Origin of the sequence: Cellulosimicrobium sp. AB352, from assembly GCF_049538415.1 — a bacterium.
GTDB lineage: Bacteria > Actinomycetota > Actinomycetes > Actinomycetales > Cellulomonadaceae > Cellulosimicrobium > Cellulosimicrobium funkei.
Genome location: NZ_JBMVFX010000021.1, coordinates 1 through 21,562, shown reverse-complemented (window position 1 = coordinate 21,562; position 21,562 = coordinate 1). Strand labels below are relative to the sequence as shown.

The 21,562-nt window shown below is 74.7% G+C and carries 23 protein-coding genes and 1 pseudogene; 13 read left to right on the top strand and 11 right to left on the bottom strand.

What is annotated here, in order from left to right; translation table 11 throughout:
* Window positions 1-40 precede the first annotated feature (40 nt).
* From ACPCUX_RS14760 to ACPCUX_RS14750, 3 genes are all read right to left on the bottom strand, one after another.
* On the bottom strand, window positions 41-301 hold the full coding sequence (locus ACPCUX_RS14760) for a hypothetical protein (RefSeq protein WP_061268988.1): 261 nt from the start codon (window positions 299-301) through the stop codon (window positions 41-43).
* Window positions 302-538: 237 nt separating this feature from the next.
* On the bottom strand, window positions 539-826 hold the full coding sequence (locus ACPCUX_RS14755) for a hypothetical protein (protein ID WP_232322700.1): 288 nt from the start codon (window positions 824-826) through the stop codon (window positions 539-541).
* A complete protein-coding gene (locus ACPCUX_RS14750; protein WP_051027658.1) occupies window positions 823-1,458 on the bottom strand; it encodes a TetR/AcrR family transcriptional regulator in 636 nt (211 codons plus the stop codon). Before ACPCUX_RS14750 ends, ACPCUX_RS14755 begins: the two co-directional genes overlap by 4 nt.
* 154 nt (window positions 1,459-1,612) lie before the next feature.
* On the opposite strand from ACPCUX_RS14750, the gene ACPCUX_RS14745 reads away from it, so the two are divergent.
* The gene (locus tag ACPCUX_RS14745) at window positions 1,613-3,448 is read left to right on the top strand and encodes an ABC transporter ATP-binding protein (protein WP_423389049.1); all 1,836 of its coding nucleotides are present in this window, start codon (window positions 1,613-1,615) and stop codon (window positions 3,446-3,448) included.
* Between the two features lie 103 nt (window positions 3,449-3,551).
* Window positions 3,552-4,151 (top strand): dihydrofolate reductase family protein, encoded by a 600-nt coding sequence (locus ACPCUX_RS14740; RefSeq protein ID WP_144679899.1) that lies wholly within the window; start codon window positions 3,552-3,554, stop codon window positions 4,149-4,151.
* A gap of 36 nt (window positions 4,152-4,187) precedes the next feature.
* Here the strand turns inward: ACPCUX_RS14740 and ACPCUX_RS14735 are convergent, their stop codons facing one another.
* Window positions 4,188-4,388 carry a DUF2510 domain-containing protein gene (locus ACPCUX_RS14735; RefSeq protein WP_021482786.1) on the bottom strand — a complete coding sequence of 67 codons (201 nt, stop codon included), beginning with the start codon at window positions 4,386-4,388 and terminating at the stop codon, window positions 4,188-4,190.
* A gap of 170 nt (window positions 4,389-4,558) precedes the next feature.
* The gene (locus ACPCUX_RS14730) at window positions 4,559-5,452 is read right to left on the bottom strand and encodes an LLM class flavin-dependent oxidoreductase (protein ID WP_194521286.1); all 894 of its coding nucleotides are present in this window, start codon (window positions 5,450-5,452) and stop codon (window positions 4,559-4,561) included.
* Between the two features lie 23 nt (window positions 5,453-5,475).
* Between ACPCUX_RS14730 and ACPCUX_RS14725 the strand changes: the two genes are divergently transcribed.
* The 3 genes from ACPCUX_RS14725 (at window position 5,476) to ACPCUX_RS14715 (ending at window position 8,289) form a co-directional block, all read left to right on the top strand.
* The gene (locus tag ACPCUX_RS14725; protein WP_021480414.1) at window positions 5,476-5,775 is read left to right on the top strand and encodes a Dabb family protein; all 300 of its coding nucleotides are present in this window, start codon (window positions 5,476-5,478) and stop codon (window positions 5,773-5,775) included.
* Between the two features lie 156 nt (window positions 5,776-5,931).
* Window positions 5,932-6,855: an LLM class F420-dependent oxidoreductase gene (locus ACPCUX_RS14720; protein WP_163188720.1), complete on the top strand. Its 924-nt coding sequence runs from the start codon at window positions 5,932-5,934 to the stop codon at window positions 6,853-6,855.
* Between the two features lie 99 nt (window positions 6,856-6,954).
* Window positions 6,955-8,289, top strand: a complete 1,335-nt coding sequence (locus ACPCUX_RS14715) for a uracil-xanthine permease family protein (protein WP_021480412.1) — start codon at window positions 6,955-6,957, stop codon at window positions 8,287-8,289.
* Between the two features lie 78 nt (window positions 8,290-8,367).
* Here ACPCUX_RS14715 and ACPCUX_RS14710 read toward each other — a convergent pair whose 3' ends face one another.
* From ACPCUX_RS14710 to ACPCUX_RS14700, 3 genes are read right to left on the bottom strand one after another with little or no spacing between them, the layout of a single operon-like run.
* A complete protein-coding gene (locus ACPCUX_RS14710) occupies window positions 8,368-8,976 on the bottom strand; it encodes a GNAT family N-acetyltransferase (RefSeq protein ID WP_415297150.1) in 609 nt (202 codons plus the stop codon).
* A 50-nt stretch (window positions 8,977-9,026) separates the two neighbouring features.
* Window positions 9,027-9,677 (bottom strand): LytR C-terminal domain-containing protein, encoded by a 651-nt coding sequence (locus ACPCUX_RS14705; protein WP_043652283.1) that lies wholly within the window; start codon window positions 9,675-9,677, stop codon window positions 9,027-9,029.
* A gap of 25 nt (window positions 9,678-9,702) precedes the next feature.
* Complete coding sequence (locus ACPCUX_RS14700) at window positions 9,703-9,999, bottom strand: type II toxin-antitoxin system VapB family antitoxin (protein ID WP_021480409.1); 297 nt, start codon at window positions 9,997-9,999, stop codon at window positions 9,703-9,705.
* 229 nt (window positions 10,000-10,228) lie between these two features.
* On the opposite strand from ACPCUX_RS14700, the gene ACPCUX_RS14695 reads away from it, so the two are divergent.
* From ACPCUX_RS14695 to ACPCUX_RS14660, 8 genes are all read left to right on the top strand, one after another.
* Window positions 10,229-10,366 carry a hypothetical protein gene (locus ACPCUX_RS14695; RefSeq protein WP_163188684.1) on the top strand — a complete coding sequence of 46 codons (138 nt, stop codon included), beginning with the start codon at window positions 10,229-10,231 and terminating at the stop codon, window positions 10,364-10,366.
* Window positions 10,363-10,452, top strand: a complete 90-nt coding sequence (locus tag ACPCUX_RS14690; protein WP_021480408.1) for a potassium-transporting ATPase subunit F — start codon at window positions 10,363-10,365, stop codon at window positions 10,450-10,452. Before ACPCUX_RS14695 ends, ACPCUX_RS14690 begins: the two co-directional genes overlap by 4 nt.
* A complete protein-coding gene (gene kdpA, locus ACPCUX_RS14685; RefSeq protein ID WP_423389048.1) occupies window positions 10,452-12,125 on the top strand; it encodes a potassium-transporting ATPase subunit KdpA in 1,674 nt (557 codons plus the stop codon). Before ACPCUX_RS14690 ends, kdpA begins: the two co-directional genes overlap by 1 nt.
* Window positions 12,126-12,128: 3 nt before the next feature.
* Window positions 12,129-14,282, top strand: a complete 2,154-nt coding sequence (gene kdpB / locus ACPCUX_RS14680) for a potassium-transporting ATPase subunit KdpB (RefSeq protein ID WP_423389047.1) — start codon at window positions 12,129-12,131, stop codon at window positions 14,280-14,282.
* Window positions 14,283-14,308: 26 nt separating this feature from the next.
* A complete protein-coding gene (kdpC, locus tag ACPCUX_RS14675) occupies window positions 14,309-14,923 on the top strand; it encodes a potassium-transporting ATPase subunit KdpC (protein ID WP_061268974.1) in 615 nt (204 codons plus the stop codon).
* A 2-nt stretch (window positions 14,924-14,925) separates the two neighbouring features.
* Window positions 14,926-17,439, top strand: a complete 2,514-nt coding sequence (locus tag ACPCUX_RS14670) for an ATP-binding protein (protein WP_423389046.1) — start codon at window positions 14,926-14,928, stop codon at window positions 17,437-17,439.
* Window positions 17,436-18,146, top strand: coding sequence for a response regulator (locus ACPCUX_RS14665; RefSeq protein ID WP_021483553.1), 711 nt, complete (start codon window positions 17,436-17,438; stop codon window positions 18,144-18,146). The genes ACPCUX_RS14670 and ACPCUX_RS14665 overlap by 4 nt, the downstream gene beginning before the upstream one ends.
* 139 nt (window positions 18,147-18,285) lie before the next feature.
* The gene (locus tag ACPCUX_RS14660) at window positions 18,286-18,771 is read left to right on the top strand and encodes a hypothetical protein (RefSeq protein ID WP_423389045.1); all 486 of its coding nucleotides are present in this window, start codon (window positions 18,286-18,288) and stop codon (window positions 18,769-18,771) included.
* Between the two features lie 28 nt (window positions 18,772-18,799).
* On the opposite strand, the gene ACPCUX_RS14655 is transcribed toward ACPCUX_RS14660, so the two are convergent.
* The 3 genes and pseudogenes from ACPCUX_RS14655 to ACPCUX_RS14645 all read right to left on the bottom strand — a co-directional run.
* Window positions 18,800-19,627 carry a hypothetical protein gene (locus ACPCUX_RS14655; RefSeq protein ID WP_423389044.1) on the bottom strand — a complete coding sequence of 276 codons (828 nt, stop codon included), beginning with the start codon at window positions 19,625-19,627 and terminating at the stop codon, window positions 18,800-18,802.
* Window positions 19,628-19,691: 64 nt separating this feature from the next.
* Window positions 19,692-21,356 carry an ABC transporter permease gene (locus ACPCUX_RS14650; RefSeq protein ID WP_423389043.1) on the bottom strand — a complete coding sequence of 555 codons (1,665 nt, stop codon included), beginning with the start codon at window positions 21,354-21,356 and terminating at the stop codon, window positions 19,692-19,694.
* Window positions 21,353-21,562: pseudogene (locus ACPCUX_RS14645) on the bottom strand (ABC transporter ATP-binding protein); the annotation flags it as partial. The pseudogene ACPCUX_RS14645 and the gene ACPCUX_RS14650, both read right to left, overlap by 4 nt.

The window sequence follows — 21,562 nt, the reverse complement described above, 5'->3', positions numbered from 1 at the left end:
GAGATCCCTGGTGCGCGGGCCGCGGGCGCCCGACCGAGGGTCAGCCGCCGAGGAACGCCTTCATCGCGAGGGTCGAGAAGAGCACGGCTCCTGCGGCCACGGCCAGCGCGACGACCCAGCCGTTCGCCCGCTCGACCGGGGGGACGGCAGGCCGACGCGCGGGGGCCGCGCCCCGCCGTCGGGCCCGGGACGCGCGGCGCGCGGTGAAGCGCAGGCCGCGCGCGGCCGCGCGGGCGGACGGCTGCTCGGGTGCGCCGTCGTGGGCGGGGAACGCGGTGTCCCGGGCGGGGGTGGGGGTCACGGTGCGCCTCCGGAGGTTGGCCGGCGCCGCTGACCGGCGCCGTACCGACAGTCTGTCCCGCGGCGCACCCCGGGCGCGTCGCCCGTCCGGTGGATCCTGCGGCCCGCCGGGGTGCGACCTCCGGATGACGAGTGCGTGGTCCTCGTGGCCCGCGAGGTGCACGCTCTCGCACCGCCGGCCGCACGGGCGACCCCACGGCCGACCGCACGGCGGCCCGGACGAGCGACCGCCCGGCGGTCAGCGCGGGGCGTTCTCCTGGTACCGGGGCCGGCCGCCCCGGGCGGCGCGCTGCAGGTAGCGGACCTCGCGCAGCGCGACGGCCGCGGCGACCACGAGCGGGACCCACGCCCAGACGCGGCCGCGCAGCACGAGCACGAGGCACACGACCGCGACGACGATCCCGCCGAGCACGGTCGCGACGCTCGCCCAGCGCACGCCGCTCCGGACGTCGTCGGCCCGCTGCCACCAGCGGCGCAGCCGCTCGCCGAGGCCGGGGCGGGGTGCCGGCCCCGGGCTGACGCTCATGCGCGGGCCTCGCGCGTGAGGGCGACGCCCTCGATGCTGCGGACGGCCATGCGGAGCGCGTCGGCGCGCGAGATCTCGCCGTCGTCGGCCATGGACCACGCGTTGAAGAGCATCCACCACAGGGTGCGGACGATCCACGCCACGCTGAGCTGGTCGTCGACGACGCCGGCCTCCTGCCCGCGGCGCAGCAGCTCCCGCACCGGCTCCTCGGCCTGCTCGGACTCGGCCCAGAACGCGGACTCGGCGTCGGCGAGCTCGGTGAACAGCACCATGTACCAGGGGCCGAGGTCGAAGTACTCGAAGGCGAGGCGGCGCAGCGCGGAGGCCGGGGGTCCGTCGTCGAGCCGCGCGGCGGCGATCGCCGCGCGCGTGCGCTCGACGGTCTCGGCGCCGATCGCCTCGACGAGGTCGGCGCGCTCGGGGAAGTAGCGGTGGAGTGTCGTGCGGCCCACCTGGGCGGCCTGCGCGACGTCGCCGAGCGACGCGGACTTGTCCGTGCTGAGCACCGAGACGGCCGCGTCGAGGATCGCGCGCCGGGTCCGGGTGCGGGTGCCGCTCGTGGGCGGCGCGTCGGGAGCCGCTCCGGAGGGCGTGGCCGCGGGTGTGCTCCGCGCGCTCGTTCGTGCCGTCACGCGGCCCACGATAGCCCGCGCCGTGACGGAACGCTGCTTGTCACGGATGGAACACTCGTGTTCCACTAGGGGCGTCGAGCGCTCCGGCGCGCGACCACCCGCGCCGCGTCAACGACGGTTGACACGAGAGAGGATGTCAACCATGGTTGACGGCATGTCCCCGACCGCCACCACGCCCGAGGCACCACCCGCTCCTCGCGACGCCACCCCTCGGGGCCCGTTCCTCCCGCGCCTCGCGGTGCTGTGGCAGTTCGTCCGCCCGCACCGCCGGACCCTGCTGCTCGGCCTCGTGCTCGGTCTCGGGACGACGGCCGCCACCCTCGCGACGCCGATGGTGACCAAGTGGGTGCTCGACACGCTCGGCACGGGGGAGTCGCTGACCCCGGCCGTGCTCACGCTCGTCGGGCTGCTCGTCGTCGGGCTCGTGCTCGGGCTGTGGCAGTGGGTCCTGCTCGGCACGCTCGCCGAGCGCGTGGTGCTCGACGCGCGGTCGTCCATGGTGCGGCGCTTCTTCCGCGCCCGGATCGGCGCGCTCACCGGCCGCCCGACGGGCGAGCTCGTCACGCGCGTCACGTCCGACACGGTGCTGCTGCGCGAGGCGGCGTCGTCGAGCCTGGTCAACCTCGTGAACCTGGCGGTGTCCCTCGTGGGCACGGTCGTCCTCATGGGCGTGCTCGACCTCGTCCTGCTCGGCACGACGCTCGGGGCGATCGTCGTCATCGGCGTCCTCGTGGGCGCCCTCATGCCCCGCATCGCGAAGGCGCAGGAGAAGGCGCAGGAGTCGCTCGGCAGCCTCGGCGGCACGCTCGAGGGTGGGCTGCGTGCGATCCGCACGATCAAGGCGAGCCGCGCGGAGGGGCGCCAGATCGACCGGGTGCTCGACGACGCGCAGGACTCCGCGCGCCACAGCGTGCGGGCCGTGCGGACCGAGGCGGTCGCCTGGAGCATCGCCGGGGGCGGCATCCAGCTGGCGATCATCGCCATCCTCGCGCTCGGCGCCTGGCGCGTGGACCAGGGGCTCCTGGCCGTGTCGAGCCTCGTCGCGTTCCTGCTCTACGCGTTCCAGATCGTCGAGCCCGTCACGGGGCTGACCATGAACGTCACCCAGCTCCAGGCCGGCATCGCGGCCGCAGGGCGGATCCGCGAGGTCCAGGCCATCGAGCCGGAGGAGGACGACGACCCCGCCGCGCGTCGTCCGGCCGGGATGGGCGCGCCGTCGGGCACGCCGGCCCCGCACGACGCGCCGCGGCTGTCCCTGCGCGGCGTCACCGCGCGCTACCTGCCGGGCGGCGAGCCCGTGGTGCGCGACCTCGACCTCGACGTGCCGCCTCGCGGGCAGGTCGCGATCGTCGGCCCGTCCGGGGCGGGCAAGACCACGACCTTCTCGCTCCTGCTGCGCTTCCTGCAGCCCGAGTCGGGGCGGATCCTCCTCGACGGCGTGCCCTACGACGACCTCACGTTCGACGACGTGCGGCGCCGCTTCGCGTACGTCGAGCAGGAGACCCCCGTCGTGCCGGGCACCATCCGCGAGAACCTGCGCCTCTCCGACCCCGCCGCGACCGAGAAGGCGATGTGGGCGGCGCTCGCGCAGGTGCGTCTCGACGCCAAGGTGCGCTCGCTGCCCGACGGCCTCGACACGTCGCTCGTCGGGACGACCGTCTCGGGTGGCGAGCGCCAGCGCGTCGCCCTCGCGCGCGCCGTCCTGCACGCGCCCGACGTGCTGCTCCTCGACGAGGCCACCGCCCAGGTCGACGGGCTCACCGAAGCGGCCGTGCACGCCGTCATCGAGGACCTGGCCCGCGACCGCGCCGTCGTGACCATCGCGCACCGCCTGTCCACGGTCATCGACGCCGACGTCATCCTCGTCATGGAAGACGGCCGCGTCCGCGCGCGCGGCACGCACCCCCAGCTCCTCGCGACCGACGAGCTCTACCGCGAGCTCGTCGCCGCCCTCCGCATCGCCACCGAGGAGGCCCCCGCACCGCGCTGACCCGGGTGCGGCGATGAGTTCCGCGCCCGCCCGCGGTCGGACGTGTCGTCAGGACGGACGACGGCGGTCGCGGCGCACGCGGACCGCGGAGGGTGAGGGCGGCATGGGGAACGTGACGTGCGACGTGGCGGTGTCGGTGGACGGGTACTCCTCGCGCCCCGACCAGACGCTGGAGCACCCGTTCGGCGCGGGCGTGGACCTGCACCGGTGGATGGTCGAGACCGCCGACGAGAACGCGGCGGAGATCGCCGCGATCGTCGACGCGGGGGCGTTCGTCATGGGCAGGAACATGTTCACGCCCGGGCGAGGGGAGTGGGACCCGGACTGGCAGGGCTGGTGGGGCCCCGAGCCGCCGTACCACGCGCCGGTGTTCGTGCTCACGCACCACCCGCGCGAGCCGCTCGTCCTGGAGGGCGGGACGACGTTCTTCTTCGTCACCGACGGCGTCGGGTCCGCCGTCGCGCAGGCGCGGGAGGCCGCGGGGGACCGGGACGTCGCGATCGCGGGCGGGGCCGCGACCATCAACCAGGTGATCGCGGCGGGGCTGCTCGACGAGCTCCGGCTGCACGTCGTGCCCCAGGTCCTCGGTCACGGCGACCGCGTGCTCGACGGCGTCCCGCCCCTCGCGCTCGAGACCGTCGCCGTGCGGGCGGCGTCCCAGGTGACCCACGTGACCTACCGCGTGCGGGGGCCGCTCGGCTGACACGCCTCCCGGCGGGCGGCTCTCCCGGGAGGGGACTCAGCCGAGCACGGCGAGGAGGAGCGGCGCCGCGACGACCAGCACGACCACCGACCCGAGCACGACGACCCGCCGCCATGGCCCGACGTCGTCGCGCGCCCGGCGCTCGCGCGTCCGGTCGGTCCACGCCGCGCCGTCGTACCAGCGCTCGCTCCCCGAGCCCGGTGCGTCCGCGTACCACCCCGCCGGTGCCTTGCGCACGTCGCCTCCTCGCGTCCCGGTCCGGTGAGCCCTCGCACGACATGTGTCGCGGGCCCTCTGTCTCTGACACGCAGCGACGCCCCGAGAGGTTCCACCCGAGCGGGAGGACGTGCCGGAGGTGCGGCACACTGTGCGCGTGGAGGACACTCCCGAGGCGGACGGCCCGCGCCCTACAGCCCGGCGACCTGCGCGGCGCCGTCGGTCGCGATCTGCTCGAACACGCGCTCGTCGGCCGCGAACTGGGTGCCCGGGATGGGCCGGTGGACGACGATCTCCGTGATGCCGGCCTCCGCGTACCCGTGCGCCGTCTCGACGAACGCGTCGACGGACTCCAGCGCGGGGTCGGGCGTGAAGCCCGTGAGCAGGATGCGCTCCACCGACCCCGGGTCGCGACCGGCGTCGCGGCACGCCGCGTCGAGCCGCTGCACCTGGTCGCGGACGGCGGCGCGCGACTGCGCCGGGGTCGCGTCGTCCCCGAGGCGGCCGTCGCCCGTCGTCACCCACGCCTGCCCGTAGCGCGCGGCCAGCCGCAGCCCGCGCGGGCCGGTCGCGGCGATCGCGAAGGGCACCCGGGGCGACTGGACCGGCCCGGGGATGGTCCGCGCCTCGTGCGCCCGGTAGTGCCCCTCGTCGTGCGTGACGGCGGGCTCGGTGAGCAGGCGGTCGAGCAGGATCGTGAAGTCGCGCAGCCGGTCGGCGCGCTCCCGGGGCGACCACGGCTCGCCGCCGAGGACCGTCGCGTCGAAGCCCGTCGTCCCTGCGCCGAGGCCGACGGTCACGCGCCCGCCCGACAGGTCGTCGAGCGTCATGAGGTCCTTCGCGAACGTCACCGGCTCGCGGAAGTTCGGCGACGACACGAGCGTGCCCAGCCGCACCCGCTCGGTGACGCCCGCCGCGGCGGCCAGCGTCGGGACCGCGCCGAACCACGGGCCGTCGCGGAACGACCGCCACGACAGGTGGTCGTACGTGTAGGCGGCGTGGAACCCGAGGTCGTCGGCGGACCGCCACACGTCCCGGCCCTCGCGCCACGGGTAGATCGGCAGGATCACGGTGCTCACGCGCATGGTCGCCAGCCTAGGGTGGAGGAGTGATCCAGCACACCGTCGCCTTCCGCCTCGTCCACCCCGCCGGCAGCGCGGAGGAGGCCGAGTTCCTCGGCACCGCCCGCACGACGCTCACCGGGGTCCCGGGCGTCCGGGACTTCACCGTCTCGCGCCAGGTGAGCCCGAAGAGCCCGCTGACGTTCCAGTTCTCCATGGTGTTCGACGACGACGCCGCGTACGCCGCGTACGACGCCCACCCGGACCACCGCCGCTTCGTCGCTGAGCGGTGGATCCCCGAGGTCGCGGAGTTCCAGGAGCTCGACCTCGTCCCTCTGGCGGACTGACCGCACCGCGTCCGCCGTGGCCCGCGAGGTAGGACGTCCCGGCGCGAGGTAGAGCTCCGCGCGTCCTCGTTCGCGACCGCACGTCCTACTTCGCGGAAGGGGCGTCGTGCGGGCGGGGGCCGGCGCGCGGTGTGGCAGGGTGACGGCATGACCCAGATCGACCTGCGCATCTTCACCGAGCCCCAGCAGGGCGCGTCGTACGACGACCTCCTCGCTGTCGCGAAGGCCACCGAGGACCTCGGTTTCGACGCCTTCTTCCGCTCCGACCACTACCTCGTCATGGGCGACGGCGACGGGCTGCCCGGCCCGACCGACGCCTGGACGACGCTCGCCGGCCTCGCCCGCGAGACGAGCCGCATCCGGCTCGGCACGCTCGTGTCGTCGGCGACGTTCCGCCACCCCGGCGTGCTCGCGATCCAGGTCGCGCAGGTCGACCAGATGTCGGGCGGCCGCGTCGAGCTCGGCCTCGGCGCGGGCTGGTACGCCCGCGAGCACGAGGCGTACGGCATCCCGTTCCCGGAGAAGCGGTTCGGGATCCTCGAGGAGCAGCTCGCGGTGATCACCGGGCTGTGGGAGACGCCGGTCGGCGAGACGTTCTCGTTCAGCGGCGAGCACTACACGCTCACGGACTCCCCGGCCCTGCCGAAGCCCGCGCAGGAGCGCGTCCCGGTGATCGTCGGCGGCCACGGGCCCCGGCGCACCCCGGCGCTCGCGGCCCGGTACGCCAGCGAGTTCAACGCGGCGTTCCCCGACCCGGGCGTCCTGCCCGACCGGTTCGAGAACGTGCGCGCCGCGTGCCTCGACGCCGACCGCGACCCCGACTCGCTCGTGTACTCGGCGGCGTTCGTCGTCGCGGTGGGCAAGGACGAGGCGGAGTTCCGCCGTCGGGCCGACGCGATCGGGCGCGAGCCCGACGAGGTCCGCCGCAACGGCCTGGCCGGCACGGTCGGCGAGGTCGCGGACAAGATCGCGGCCGCCGCGGAGCAGGGCGCGACGCGCTTCTACCTCCAGGTGCTCGACCTGCACGACCTCGACCACCTGGAGCTCATCGCGAGCGAGGTCGTGCCGCAGCTGCCGTGACGCCCGTGCCCACGGGTCGCCCCGGAAACACCGCCGTGACGTCGGACCACTACCCTGCACCGGGGGTTTTTTCACACGGGCTTCACGGACGGGAGAGACATGAGCGCCATCGGGTGGCGGTTGCACGGTGACGGGAAGACGGTCCGACCGGGGGACGTCGTCGACCCGGACGAGCGTCTGACCTGGCCGCGGACCATCGGGATCGGGATGCAGCACGTCGTCGCCATGTTCGGCGCGACGTTCCTCGTGCCGCTCCTCACGGGCTTCTCGCCCGCGACGACGCTGTTCTTCTCGGCCATCGGCACGGTCGGGTTCCTGCTCATCACGCGGAACCGCCTCCCGAGCTACCTCGGGTCGAGCTTCGCGTTCATCGCGCCGATCGGCGCGGCGACCGCGTCCCAGGGCCAGTCGGTCGCGGTCGGCGGGATCCTCGTCACGGGCCTCGTGCTCGCGGCCGTCGGCCTCCTGGTCCACGTCGCGGGCGCGAGGTGGATCGACGTCGTCATGCCGCCGATCGTCACGGGCACGATCGTCGCGCTCATCGGGCTCAACCTCGCCCCGGCCGCGTGGGGCAACTTCCAGCAGGCGCCGGTCACAGCCGTCGTCACGCTCGCCGCGATCATCCTCGTGAGCGTCCTGTTCAAGGGGATCCTCGGGCGGCTGTCGATCCTCGTCGGCGTGGTCGTCGGCTACGTCGTGGCTGTGATCCAGGGCGAGGTGTCGTTCGACGCGGTGCGGAAGGCTGCCTGGGTCGGGCTCCCGGAGTTCGTCACGCCGACGTTCGACGTCGCGGTGCTCGGCCTGTTCGTCCCGGTCGTGCTCGTGCTCATCGCGGAGAACGTCGGGCACGTGAAGTCGGTCGCCGCGATGACGGGCAAGAACCTCGACGACCTCACCGGCCGCGCGCTCTTCGCCGACGGCCTCGCGACGACGTTCGCGGGAGTCGGCGGCGGCTCGGGCACGACGACCTACGCCGAGAACATCGGGGTCATGGCCGCGACGCGCGTCTACTCGACCGCGGCGTACTGGGTCGCGGCGGCGACCGCGCTGGTGCTCTCCCTGTCGCCGAAGTTCGGCGCGCTCATCGCGACGATCCCGGTCGGCGTCCTGGGCGGTGCCGCGACCATGCTCTACGGCATGATCGGCATCCTCGGCGCGCGCATCTGGGTGCAGAACAAGGTCGACTTCTCCGACCCGGTCAACCTCACGACCGCGGCCGTGCCGCTCGTCGTCGGCATCGCCAACTTCACGTGGGCCGTGGGCGACCTGACGTTCGAGGGGATCGCGCTGGGCACCGCCGCGGCGCTCGTGATCTACCACGTGATGCGGAACCTCTCGCGGTGGCGCGGCACGACGCAGGAGCCTGCCAGCCCGGCGTCGGCCCCCGGGGGCGACGAGCCCGCCGTCCACGAGACGGTCGAGGACGCCCGCTGACGCGACGCGCGGGAGCGGCCTCCTCGGAGGCTCCACGGAGACGACGGCCCGGCAGGCGCGAGCCCGCCGGGCCGTCGGCTAGAGGCGCAGGCCCAGGACGAGGCCCTCGGCGACGTCGAGCCGGGTGAAGCCGAGGTGCTCGTAGAAGCCGATCGCGGACGCGTTGTCCTCCGCCACGCCGAGGTGCACCCCGGGCGACCCGGCGGCGCGCAGCGCGTCGAAGAGCACCTCCATGAGGCGGCGGCCGTTGCCGCCGCCCTGGGCCGCCGGCAGCAGGTCGACGTGCAGGTGCGACGGGTAGTCGCCGAGCACGGACGGGTCCGTGCGGTGCGGGCGGTGGATCTGCTCGACGAGCGCCTCGTCGCGCGACCCCGCGGGGAAGCTCCCGAGGGGGTAGCGCTCCCGCAGCGGCGGCCACCACTCGCGCTCGCACCGGTCCTCGAACGCGGCGGTGTCGCGGGCGCCGAGCACGTAGCCGGCGGCGACGCCGTCGGCCTCGACGACGGACGCCAGGCCCGGCTCGAGCGCGAGGTACGCGCCGAGGTAGACCTCGCCGAGCAGGCGCTGGTCGGTGTAGAGCCCGCTCGCGTCGGCGCCGGACGCACCGGTCCGCAGGCAGATCTCGTACAGGCGGTCGACCTCGGCGGGGTCGGTGGTCCGGGCGGGCCGGAGGGGCAGGGTGCTCATGGGTACCGTTCGGCGGTCAGGGTGCCCGGCGGGAGCCGGGCCGGGACGTGCTAGCCCTCGGCGGGCGGCACGGGCAGCGGGCGGGGCGTGATCTCCTCGATCGGGACGCACCCCGCACGGCTCTCGAGCGGGACGTCGCCGGACAGGCCGACGAGCTCCGGGTCCACGATGTTCTCGAAGTCGGCGCCCACGTAGAGGTCGACCGTCGCGTCCTCGCGCGCGTCGAGCACGAGGCCCGGGTTCTCGTAGTGCGCGGCGAGGGTGTACGCCTGCGCGACGCCCGCGGCACCGAAGTGGATCTGCGTGCGCGACACGACGTCGGACTTCCCGTCGCCGTCGAGGTCCGGGGCGTTGCCCGTCGAGAGCACCGCGAACCCGCGCGACGTGAGGATGTCCTGGTTGAGCCGGCCCAGCGGGTCGTCCTTGCCGGACGCGTTGTACACGTTGACCTGGATGTCGCCGGTGGCGACGGGCAGGGTGCCGTCCGCGAGGCAGGGGACCTTGACGTCCGCGAGGTCGTCGACGGCCTCGGGGGAGGACAGCTCCCGGTCGAACGGCGCCTCGATCGCGCCGGTGTACACGGCGAGGGCGCCGATCCCGACGACGGCGAGCGCCGCGATGAGCAGCCCGAACACGACTGCCTGGCGCTCGTGCATGCGCCGGCGGCGGACGGCGCGCGCGGTGTCGGGGCGGAGTGTCACGCCAGCAACCTACCGGACCGGCCGCTCATCGCAGCGTCAGCACGCGCGCGTGCAGGATCGCCCGCTGCTGCAGCGCGGCGCGGACGGCGCGGTGCAGGCCGTCCTCCAGGTAGAGGACGCCGTCGAACTCGACCACGTGCGCGAACAGGTCGCCGAAGAACGTGGAGTCCTCGGCGAGGAGCGCGTCGAGGTCGAGCGTGCGCTTGGTGGTGACGAGCTCGTCGAGGCGCACCTGACGCGGGGGCACCTCCGCCCAGTCGCGGGCGGTGACCCGGCCGTGGTCCGGGTAGGGGCGCCCGTCGCCGACGGCCTTGAAGATCATGCGGGACATCCTAGGTGCCCGACGGCGCGCACCGCCCCCGATGGCGGGGCGTCGGTCACGCACTCGTCACGAACTCCCCACGGGAACCGACGGGCTCGTCCGCGACCGCCCGCACCGAGGGCCGAGCGTCAGGAGATCGTTAGCGTCGCGCCCCCGCCCGTATGGGTCCCGTGAGGACGGGCTCCGCCGCCCCGGAGCGGGTGTTCGATCGTCGTCGGCGCCCCGTCCGATGGGTGCCCGGCCGCCCGACAGGGGGCCGTCGGTCTCGACCTGGGGACGTCTCGTGCTCGACATCGTCTACGTGCTCGGCGTGATCGCCGTGTTCGTGCTGGTCGCCGGAATCGGGAAGGCGGTGGAGAAGCTGTGATCGTGCTCGAGCTCCTCGCCGTGGCTCTCGGTGCGGCGGCGATCGTGTATCTCGTGGTGGCGCTCGTGAGACCGGAGCGCTTCTGATGACCTGGATCTTCGCGCTCCTCGCGCTCGGGACCGTCGCCCTGGTCCTCGCGGCGCTCTACCGCCCGCTGGGCGACCACATGGCGCGGGTCTACTCCACGCCGAAGGACTGGCGGGTGGAGCGGGGCCTGTACCGCGTCCTGGGCGTCGACCCCCGCTCCGAGCAGACGTGGCCCGCCTACCTGCGCAGCATCCTCGCGTTCTCGGCCGTGGGCCTCCTGCTCCTCTACCTGCTCCAGCGCACGCAGCAGTGGCTGCCGTACTCGCTCGGGCTGCCCGCGCCGTCGGAGCACCTCGCCTTCAACACGGCCGCGTCGTTCGTCGGCAACACGAACTGGCAGTCGTACTCGCCCGAGCAGACGCTCGGCTACACCGTGCAGCTCGCCGGGCTCGCGGTGCAGAACTTCGTGTCCGCGGCGGTCGGCATGGCGGTCGCCGTCATGCTCGTGCGGGGCTTCGCGTACCGCCGGGTCGGGACGATCGGCAACTTCTGGGTGGACCTCGTGCGCGGGTGCCTGCGCATCCTGCTCCCGATCTCCCTCGTCGGCGCGGTCGTGCTGCTGGTCGGCGGGGTCGTGCAGAACTTCGACGGCTTCACGCAGGTCACGACCCTGGCGGGCGGCACCCAGAGCGTGCCGGGCGGGCCGGTGGCCTCGCAGGAGGTCGTCAAGCTGCTCGGCACGAACGGCGGCGGGTTCTTCAACGTGAACTCGGCGCACCCGTTCGAGAACCCGTCGGCGTGGACGAACGTCGTCGAGGTCCTGCTCATGCTCGTCATCCCGTTCTCCCTGCCGCGCACGTTCGGCCGCATGGTCGGCGACGACCGCCAGGGCTACGCGATCCTCGCGACGATGGGCGTGCTCTTCGTGGCGTCGTTCGTCGCGCTCACCGCGCTGGAGTCCGCCGGGAGCGGCACCGCGCCGCACCTCGCCGGGGGCGCGATGGAGGGCAAGGAGGCGCGGTTCGGGATAATCGGCTCGACCCTCTTCGCCACGACGAGCACCACGACGTCGACCGGCGCGGTCAACTCGATGCACGACTCCTACACGGCGCTGGGCGGGGTGCTCCCGCTGCTCAACATGATGCTCGGCGAGGTCGCGCCGGGCGGCGTCGGCTCCGGGCTCTACGGGATGCTCGTGCTCGCCGTCATCGCGGTCTTCGTCGCGGGCCTGCTGGTCGGCCGCACGCCGGAGTACCTGGGGAAGAAGATCGGGCCGCGCGAGATCAAGCTCGCGAGCCTCTACATCCTCGTGACGCCGACGCTCGTGCTCGTCGGCACGGCCCTGAGCTTCGCGATCCCGCCCGTGCGCGAGAGCGTCGAGACGGTGTCGATCTGGAACCCCGGAGTGCACGGCACGACCGAGGTGCTGTACGCGTTCACGTCCGCGGCCAACAACAACGGGTCGGCGTTCGCCGGGCTCACCGCGAACACCCCGTGGCTCAACACCGCGCTCGGCGTCGCGATCCTGCTCGGCCGGTTCGTGCCGATCGTCCTCGTCCTCGCGCTCGCGGGCTCGCTCGCGCAGCAGGACAAGGTGCCCGCCACCGTCGGCACGCTGCCGACCCACCGCCCCCAGTTCGTGGGGCTCCTGATCGGCGTGGTCCTCCTCCTCACCGCGCTCACGTACTTCCCCGTTCTCGCGCTGGGTCCCCTGGCTGAAGGGCTGCTGTAACCCATGTCCACGCTCACCCACCCCTCCCCGCGCGCCGTGCACCAGCCGGCCGCGACCGCCGGCGGCCTCTTCACCTGGTCGCAGGTGCGCCAGGCGCTGCCCGGCGCGTTCCGCAAGCTCGACCCGCGCCAGATGTGGCGCAACCCCGTGATGTTCCTCGTCTGGGTCGGGGCCGCGCTCACCACCGTGATCGCGGTCGTCGAGCCGTTCCTCGGCGGCCCGGAGGAGTCGGGCGGCACGCCCGTCCCCGGGTCCTTCACCGCGGTGATCGCCGTGTTCCTCTGGCTCACGGTCCTGTTCGCCAACCTCGCGGAGTCGGTCGCGGAGGGCCGCGGCAAGGCCCAGGCCGACTCGCTGCGCCGGACCCGCACCGCGACCGTCGCGCACCGGGTCGCCGCGTACGACGAGACGGGCGACCCCGGGGCCCTGCGCGCCCGCGCGGTCGAGGTCTCCTCGGCCGACCTGCGGCTGGGGGACGTCGTCGTCGTCGAGGCGGGGGAGCTGGTCCCCGGCGACGGCGAGATCGTGTGGGGCATCGCGTCGGTCGACGAGTCCGCGATCACGGGCGAGTCCGCGCCGGTGATCCGCGAGTCGGGCGGCGACCGGTCCGCCGTCACCGGCGGCACGCGCGTCCTGTCGGACCGCATCGTCGTGCGCGTCACCTCGATGCCGGGCGAGACGTTCGTCGACCGGATGATCGCGCTCGTCGAGGGCGCGAGCCGGCAGCGCACGCCGAACGAGATCGCGCTGAGCATCCTCCTCGCGTCGCTGTCGATCGTGTTCGTCGTGGTCGCCCTCACGCTCAACCCCGTCGCGTCGTACGCGGCGAGCCCCGTGAGCGTCGCCGTCCTCGTCGCGCTCCTGGTCTGCCTCGTCCCGACGACGATCGGCGCGCTGCTCTCGGCGATCGGCATCGCGGGGATGGACCGCCTCGTGCAGCGCAACGTGCTCGCGATGTCCGGGCGCGCCGTCGAGGCGGCGGGCGACGTCACGACCCTCCTGCTCGACAAGACCGGCACCATCACCTACGGCAACCGGCAGGCCGCGCGGTTCGTCGCGCTGCGCGACGTGGACGAGCGCGAGCTCGTCCGCGCGGCCGCGCTGTCGTCCCTCGCGGACCCGACGCCGGAGGGCACGTCGATCGTCGAGCTCGCGCGCCGCGGGGGCCTCGACGTCGGGCCGACCGCGCCGGGCGAGATCGTGCCGTTCACGGCGCAGACCCGGATGTCGGGGCTCGACGAGCCGGACGGGACCAAGATCCGCAAGGGCGCCGGGTCCGCCGTGACGGCGTGGGTCGAGCAGGGCGGCGAGCGGGCGGCGTCGAGCGTGCTCGCGGAGCTCGACGACGTCGTGGAGGAGGTCGCGCAGTCGGGCGGCACGCCGCTCGTCGTCGCGGTGCGGACGCCGGACGGCGTGAGCCGCGTGCTCGGCGTCGTCCACCTCAAGGACGTCGTCAAGGAGGGCATCGCGGACCGCTTCGCCGAGCTGCGGTCGATGGGCATCCGCACCGTGATGATCACGGGCGACAACCCGCTCACCGCCGCCGCGATCGCGCAGGAGGCCGGCGTCGACGACTTCCTGGCCGAGGCCACGCCCGAGGACAAGCTCGCGCTCATCCGCGCCGAGCAGGAGGGCGGCAACCTCGTCGCCATGACGGGCGACGGCACGAACGACGCGCCCGCCCTGGCGCAGGCCGACGTGGGCGTCGCGATGAACTCCGGCACGTCGGCCGCGAAGGAGGCCGGCAACATGGTCGACCTCGACTCCGACCCGACGAAGCTCATCGACGTCGTGCGCATCGGCAAGCAGCTCCTCATCACGCGCGGGGCGCTCACCACGTTCTCGATCGCCAACGACGTCGCGAAGTACTTCGCGATCATCCCCGCGATGTTCATGGGCGTGTTCCCCGGCCTCGAGGTGCTCAACGTCATGGGCCTCAGCTCGCCGTCGTCGGCGGTGCTGTCGGCGATCGTCTTCAACGCGATCGTCATCGTGCTGCTCATCCCGCTCGCGCTGCGCGGCGTGCGGTACCGGCCCGCCGACGCCTCGACGATCCTCGGGCGGAACCTGCTCGTCTACGGCGTCGGCGGCCTCGTGGCCCCGTTCGTCGGCATCTGGCTCATCGACCTCGTCGTGCGCCTCCTTCCCGGCTACTGACCCGTACGACGACCAGGAGAACCCCCATGAACACCACGGCACGCAGCACCGGGCGGGTCGTCTGGGTCGCGACCCGGGCGATGCTCGTCCTCACCCTCCTCCTCGGCGTCGGGTACACGCTCGTCGTCACGGGCGTCGGGCAGCTCGTCCTGCCCGCGCGCGCCGACGGCTCGCTCGTGCACGACGGCGCGGGCCGGGTCGTCGGGTCGGCCCTGCTCGGGCAGGCGTTCACCGACGCCGACGGCGACCCCCTGCCCGAGTACTTCCAGCCCCGGCCGTCGGCCGCGGGCGACGGGTACGACGCCGCGGCGTCGTCGGGCTCGAACCTCGGTCCCGAGAACGAGGACCTCGTCGCCGCGATCACGGAGCGGCGCGCCCAGGTCGCGGAGCTCGAGGGCATCGACCCGGCCGACGTCCCCGTGGACGCGCTCACGGCCTCGGGCTCCGGGCTCGACCCTCACATCAGCCCGGCCTACGCCGCCGTCCAGGTCGACCGCGTCGCGGCGGCGCGCGGTCTGACCACCGCGCAGGTCGAGGAGCTCGTCGCGCGGCACACTGGGGGGCGTGCGCTGGGGTACCTCGGCGAGCCGACGGTGAACGTGCTCGAGCTCAACGTCGACCTGGACCGGATCGGAGGCTGAGCATGGCGCGCGGACGGCTGCGGGTCCTCCTCGGCGCGGCGCCCGGCGTCGGGAAGACCTACGCCATGCTCGAGGAGGGCCGCCGTCTGCGCGACGAGGGCCGGGACGTCGTGGTCGCGGTCGTGGAGACCCACGGCCGCGCCGCGACGGCGGCCATGGCGGAGGGCCTCGAGGTGGTGCCGCGCGTCCGCGTGACCCACCGGGGCGTCGCGCTCACGGACCTCGACCTGGACGCCGTCCTCGCGCGACGCCCGGACGTCGCGCTCGTCGACGAGCTCGCGCACACGAACGCGCCGGGCCTCGCCCACGAGAAGCGCTGGCAGGACGTCGACCGGCTGCTCGACGCCGGGATCGACGTCATCTCGACCGTCAACATCCAGCACATCGAGTCGCTCAACGACGTGGTCGAGAAGATCACGGGCGCCGTGCAGCGCGAGACGATCCCCGACGCCGTCCTGCGCGGCGCCGACCAGATCGAGGTCGTCGACCTCGCGCCCCAGGCGCTGCGCGACCGCCTCGCGGGCGGGTACGTGTACCCGGCCGAGCGCGTCGACGCGGCGCTGTCGAACTACTTCCGCCTCGGCAACCTCACCGCGCTGCGCGAGCTCGCGCTGCTCTGGCTCGCCGACGAGGTCGACGCGGCGCTCCGGCTCTACCGGACCGAGCACGGGATCGACAGCACCTGGGAGGCGCGGGAGCGCGTCGTCGTGACGCTCACGGGCGGCCCGGAGGGGGAGACGCTCGTGCGGCGCGGCGCCCGGATCGCCGCGCGGTCGGCGGGCGGCCAGCTCCTCGCGGTGCACGTCACGGCGCAGGACGGCCTGCGCGACGCGGCCCCCGGCGCGCTCGCGCACCAGCGCGCGCTCGTCGAGCAGCTCGGCGGGACGTACCACCAGGTCGTGGGCGACGACGTCCCCACCGCGCTCGTCGAGTTCGCCAAGGGCGTCAACGCCACGCAGCTCGTCATCGGGGTCTCGCGCCGGGGCAGGCTCGCGTCGGCCCTCAGCGGCCCCGGCATCGGCGCGACGGTCACGCGCGAGGCGGGCAACATCGACGTCCACATCGTCAACCACGCCGCCGCCGGGGGAGGGGCACGCCTGCCCCGCTCGGGCGGCGCGCTCACCCTGCGGCGTCGCGTCGCGGGGTTCGTCCTCGCGCTCGTCGGCGGACCGCTGCTCACCTGGCTCCTCGTCACGGCGCGCGACGAGGACACGCTCGTGACCGACGTCCTGGCGTACCAGCTGCTCGTCGTCGTCGTCGCGCTCGTCGGGGGCGTCTGGCCCGCGGTCTACGCCGCGGTCCTGTCGGGCGTCACGCTCGACTACTTCTTCGTCGAGCCCCTGCACACGATCACCGTGGGCGAGCGGTTCCACCTCGTGGCCCTCGTCCTGTACGTCGTCATCGCCGTGCTCGTGAGCGTCGTCGTCGACCGCGCGGCGCGCACGACGCGCGCGGCCCGGCGGGCGGCCGCGGAGTCCGAGGTGCTCGCCACGGTCGCGGGCAGCGTCCTGCGCGGGCAGGACGCCGTGCAGGCCCTCGTGAGCCGGGCGCGCGAGGCGTTCGGCATGGTGGGGGCGCGGCTCGTCGTCTCCGGGACGGAGCTCGCGGCCGACGGCGACCCGGGGCCGGGCGCGCCCAGCACGACGGTGCGCGTGGACGACCGGGCGGACCTCGAGCTGTTCGGGCCGGACCTCGCCGCGTCCGAGCGGCGCCTGCTCAACGTCATCGCGGTCCAGCTCGAGGCCGCGCTCGAGCACAGCGACCTCGCCGAGGTCGCGAGCGAGATGGACCAGCTCGCCGAGTCCGACCGCGTGCGCAGCGCGCTGCTCTCGGCGCTGAGCCACGACCTGCGCCGCCCGCTGAGCGCCGCGACCGCCGCCGTGAGCGGCCTGCGCTCGACGCGCGGCGCGCTCAGCCCCGCCGACCGGGACGAGCTGCTCGCGACCGCCGACGAGAGCCTCGGCGCGCTCGGCACGCTCATCACCGACCTGCTCGACGTCAGCCGGCTGGAGGCGGGCGTCCTCGGGGTGTCGCGCACCGAGGTCGAGCCGGCCGACGTCGTGCTGCCGGCGCTCGACGAGCTCGGTCTCGGGCCCGCCCAGGTGGAGCTCGACCTCGAGCTCGACGTCCCCGCGGTCGTCGCCGACCCGGTGCTGCTCCAGCGCGTGCTGGTCAACCTGCTCGCCAACGCGACGCGGCACTCGCCGCCGGACGAGCGCGTGCGGATCTCGACGAGCGCGTTCGGGGGGTCGGTCGAGATCCGCGTCGTCGACCACGGCCCGGGCATCCCGCCCGAGCGGCGCGAGGACGTGTTCGTGCCGTTCCAGCGCCTCGGCGACACCGACAACACGACCGGCCTCGGGCTCGGCCTCGCGCTGTCGAAGGGGTTCGTCGAGGGCATGGGCGGCACGCTCACCCCCGAGGACACCCCCGGCGGAGGGCTCACCATGGTCGTGGCCCTGCCCGCCGCGGGCCCGACGCCCCACCCCGACGCACCGGAGACCAGCGCGCCATGAAGATCCTCATCGCCGACGACGACCCGCAGATCCTGCGCGCCCTGCGCATCACCCTCACCGCGCAGGGCTACGAGATCATCACGGCGACCTCGGGCTCGCAGGCGATCGCACGCGCGATCGACCACCGGCCCGACGTCCTCATGCTCGACCTCGGCATGCCCGAGCTCGACGGCCTCGACGTGATCCACGCCGTCCGGGGCTGGTCGGACGCCCCGATCCTCGTGGTGTCCGGGCGCACGGGCGCCGCCGACAAGGTCGAGGCCCTCGACGCGGGCGCCGACGACTACGTCACGAAGCCGTTCTCCATCGAGGAGCTGCTCGCCCGCATCCGCGCGCTCACGCGCCGCGTCGCGCACGAGGACTCCGCGCCGGTCGTCGTGCTGGGCGACGTGACGGTCGACCTGTCGGCCCACAGCGTCGTGCGCGTGCGCGACGGCCAGACCGAGCAGGTGCGGCTCACCCCGACGGAGTGGCAGGTGCTGGAGCGGCTCGTCCGCAACCCGGGCAAGCTCGTCACGCGGCAGACGCTGCTCACGGAGATCTGGGGCTCCCAGCACGTGAGCGACACGGGCTACCTGCGCCTGTACGTCGCGCAGCTCCGCAAGAAGCTCGAGCCGGAGCCGGCTGCCCCACGCTACCTGCTCACCGAGGCGGGCATGGGCTACCGCTTCGAGCCGGACCCCGGGGCGCCGACCGCGGCGTCCTGAGGGCCGTCCGCGGGCGGCTTCCCGACGGGCGGCGACCACGCCCGTCGGGAGGCCGTGAGGATCCGGGCGCGGGCCGTGTGCGTTCCGTCAGGCCCGGTTCCCGCCCCCGCCGCGCGCGGTAGACCGGAGTCATGACCTCGTGCACACCGCGTTCTCCGCCCGGCTCGCCGCGCTGCGCGGCGCTCCCTCGTCGGCCTGGCCGGGCGGCACCGTCCTCGCCCCGCACGACGTGCTCGTCGACGGGACGAGCCTCGCCGCCTGCGCCCGGCTGCGCGCGACCCCGACCGTCCACGTGCCCGCGAGCGCCGACCCGGGCCGCGTCGGGCGGCTGTGGGAGGCGTCGCCGCGGTGCGTCGTGCTCGCCGGGGTGGAGGACGTCGTCCCGCGCCTCGGCGGCCACCACCGGCAGCTGTGGCTCGACGCCGACCTCGACGCGTGCGGCGCGGCGGTCGAGGAGGCCCGGCTCGTCGGCCGCGTCTCGCCGGCACCCCTGCGCCGCTTCACCGTGCACCCCGCCCCGGGCCGCGCCGGGGGCGTCGCGCGGCTCCCCGAGGACCTGCGGCGTGGTGACGTCGTCGCGGTCCCGTGCCCCGGCGTCGTGCAGGAGCGCGAGCTCCGGCGCTGAGCGGGAGCCGGGGGCCGTGCCGGGACCGCTACGGCGTGGCCGGGCCCGCGGCGTCGTCGACGAGGCGTGCGAGCTCGCGCACGACCGCACCCGGCAGCGCCGAGGGGAACAGCAGCGCGCGCTGCCGCTCGCCGGCCCGCCAGCCGTCGCACGCGAGCGCCGCGAGCACGAGGGACGACGGCGCGCCCTCCTCCCGCCACGCGCGGAGCACGTCCGCGTGGACCGTGTGCTGGCCCTCGGGCACGTCGTCGCGCGCGACCCCGCCGAGGGCGTAGAGGCGCAGGAGCGCCGCCGCCTTGCGCGAGTCGTCGAGCGCCGCGACCGACGCCGCGACCGCGGCGCGCGACGGGTCGAGCCGCAGCGGCGAGAGGTCGTCGAACCCGGACTGCACGACCTCGATCGCGACGTCGTCGACCAGCGTCTCCGCGTCCCCGAACATCGACCGCAGGGTCGACTCGCTGCGGTCGCACCGCCGCGCGACCGCGGCGAAGGTGACGTTCTCGACCCCCTCCTCGAGCGCGACCCGCAGCACCGCGTCCACGAGCGGGCGCTCGTCGTCGCGGAACGGGTCCTCGTCGAGCTCGACGTCGCGGAACACGACGGCGCGCGCGGGCGGCCGGACGTCGGCGTACCGGGAGAGGTCGTCGACCAGCTCGTCCCACTCCGTCTCGGTGAACCGGTACGCGTCCTGGTACAGGCCCAGCCACGTGCCCTCGAGCGCGAGGGCCGCGACCCAGGTGCGCGGGTCGCGGGCTCCCGCACCCTCGGTCGGCTCCCGCGCGGGGATCGCGTCGACCCACTCGTGCAGGGTGGCCCTGGCCGAGCGCGTCGCGTCGCTCCGGTCGGGCGTGGACATGACCGTCACCTCCGTGGTCGGAAAAGGTGGATCGAGCCTAGCCGGAGCCCACGACGGCCACGCGTCAGGGGCGCGGGACGTCGCGGCGGCGGAAGCCCGCGAGCCCCAGCGCGACGAGCGCGACGGCGAGGAGCGTGAGCCACACGAAGGGCCACGGCTCGGCGTCGGCCCCGGGGAGCTGGGGCACGTGCCAGAAGGGCGAGAGCCCGCTCGCCCACGACGGGAGGTCGAGCAGGGCGCCGAACATCGTCGCGACGAACGAGTAGGCGAGGAGCGCCCACGCGAGCGCCGCGAGGCCCGGGCGCGACCCGAACGCCGCGACCGCGACCCCCGCGACGACCGCGACCGCGGGCAGGTAGGCGAACGACGCGGCGAGGTAGTCACCGAGGCCGAACGCGTCCTCCCCGACGGTCAGCGCGCCGAGCCACAGCCCGACGGCGCTCACGGCGAGCAGCACGCACGTTCCCACCAGGGTCACGACGAGCTGGCCCGCGAGCCACCGCACGCGCCCGACCCCGGTCGCGAGCACCGGCTCGAGCCGCCCCGCGGTCTCCTCGCCCCGCGCACGCTGGGCCGAGGCGACGGCGAAACCACCCACGCCGAGCCCGAGGAAGAGGGCCATGACGGCGACGAACCCGGCCACGAGGTCGGACGCGTCGCCGATCATCTGGGCGACCTCGGGGTTGGCCGCGACCATGTCGCCCACCGAGTCGACGAACGTCCCGCACGCGAGCGCCGTGACGCCGACCCCGATCGCCCACGCGAGCACGGACGCGCGCTGCTGGCGCCACGCGAGGGCGAGCGGGCTGGCGAGCCAGCGGGCGGCGTCGGGCCGGCCCGCGCGGGGCGGCACGAGCCCGGCGCCGAGGTCGCGCCGGGCGGCGAGCGCCGCGCCCAGGGCGAGGAGCAGCACCACGAGCGCGACGGACAGGCCGAGGGGCCACCAGCGCAGGTCGACGAACGCCCGGATCTGCTGCGCCCACCCGATGGGGGAGAGCCACGAGACCCAGCTCCCGTGCTCCTCCTGCACGTCGCCGACGGCGCGGAGCAGGAACGCGACGCCGAGCACGGCGAGCGCGAGCCCGCTCGCGCCGCGCGCGTGCTCGGTGACCTGGCTCGTCACGACGGCGACGGCGGCGAACACGAGGCCCGTGACCCCGACGGCGGCGCCGAGCGCGAGGGAGTCCACGGCGTCGAGCCCGGTCGCGACGAGCACGACGCCGGTCGCGAGCGCGATGGCCGCGTTCGCGACGACCGCCGCCACGAACGCCGCGGTCGCGGGCGCGTGCCGCCCCACGACGCCCGCCCGGACGAGCTCGGCCCGGCCGGTCTCCTCCTCGGCGCGCGTGTGCCGCACGACGAGGAAGATGCTCATGATCGCGACCGCGACCATGACGGTGAGCGCCATCTCGTTGGCGATCATCGCGCCGAGCGTGTAGTCCTCGATGCCGTACTGCGGCCCGGACAGCATGATCCCGGCCGGGCTCGAGACGAGCGCCGCGCGCACCTGGCGGTCGGCCGCCGTCGGGTAGAGCGTGTCGAGGGCGACCGCCGCGTACCCGAAGAGGAGCGCGACGGACGCCGTCCACACGGGGATGCGGACGCGGTCGCGGCGCAGGACGAAGCGCAGCAGGGTGAGCCAGCCCGTCGCCGCGCGGCCGGGACCCGGGGGCTCGGGAGCGACGGCGGCGCCTCGTCCGCGGGGCGGGGTCGCGGTGGGGGCGCTCACAGCGCACCGGCCCCGTCGAGCTGGGCGAGCTCGTCGCCGTAGTGGCGCAGGAACAGCTCCTCGAGCGACGGCGGGGTGACCGTGACGGACCGCAGCCCGAGGTCGGTGAGCGCGCGCAGCACGGGCTCCACGTGGTCGTTGTCGACGTCGAAACGCGCCCGCGTCCCGTCGGCGCCGGGCTCGACGAGGAGGTCGTGCACGCCGTC

Coding starts and splice junctions, on each gene's coding strand:
- ACPCUX_RS14710 (WP_415297150.1), bottom strand. CDS start 8,976: ATGAGCACCCTGCCCCTCCGGCCCGCCCGGACCACCGACCCCGCCGAG.
- ACPCUX_RS14655 (WP_423389044.1), bottom strand. CDS start 19,627: ATGTCCACGCCCGACCGGAGCGACGCGACGCGCTCGGCCAGGGCCACC.
- kdpC (WP_061268974.1), top strand. CDS start 14,309: ATGAACACCACGGCACGCAGCACCGGGCGGGTCGTCTGGGTCGCGACC.
- ACPCUX_RS14745 (WP_423389049.1), top strand. CDS start 1,613: ATGTCCCCGACCGCCACCACGCCCGAGGCACCACCCGCTCCTCGCGAC.
- ACPCUX_RS14695 (WP_163188684.1), top strand. CDS start 10,229: ATGGGTGCCCGGCCGCCCGACAGGGGGCCGTCGGTCTCGACCTGGGGA.
- ACPCUX_RS14730 (WP_194521286.1), bottom strand. CDS start 5,452: ATGCGCGTGAGCACCGTGATCCTGCCGATCTACCCGTGGCGCGAGGGC.
- ACPCUX_RS14740 (WP_144679899.1), top strand. CDS start 3,552: ATGGGGAACGTGACGTGCGACGTGGCGGTGTCGGTGGACGGGTACTCC.
- ACPCUX_RS14700 (WP_021480409.1), bottom strand. CDS start 9,999: ATGATCTTCAAGGCCGTCGGCGACGGGCGCCCCTACCCGGACCACGGC.
- ACPCUX_RS14665 (WP_021483553.1), top strand. CDS start 17,436: ATGAAGATCCTCATCGCCGACGACGACCCGCAGATCCTGCGCGCCCTG.
- kdpB (WP_423389047.1), top strand. CDS start 12,129: ATGTCCACGCTCACCCACCCCTCCCCGCGCGCCGTGCACCAGCCGGCC.
- ACPCUX_RS14715 (WP_021480412.1), top strand. CDS start 6,955: ATGAGCGCCATCGGGTGGCGGTTGCACGGTGACGGGAAGACGGTCCGA.
- ACPCUX_RS14670 (WP_423389046.1), top strand. CDS start 14,926: ATGGCGCGCGGACGGCTGCGGGTCCTCCTCGGCGCGGCGCCCGGCGTC.
- kdpA (WP_423389048.1), top strand. CDS start 10,452: ATGACCTGGATCTTCGCGCTCCTCGCGCTCGGGACCGTCGCCCTGGTC.
- ACPCUX_RS14755 (WP_232322700.1), bottom strand. CDS start 826: ATGAGCGTCAGCCCGGGGCCGGCACCCCGCCCCGGCCTCGGCGAGCGG.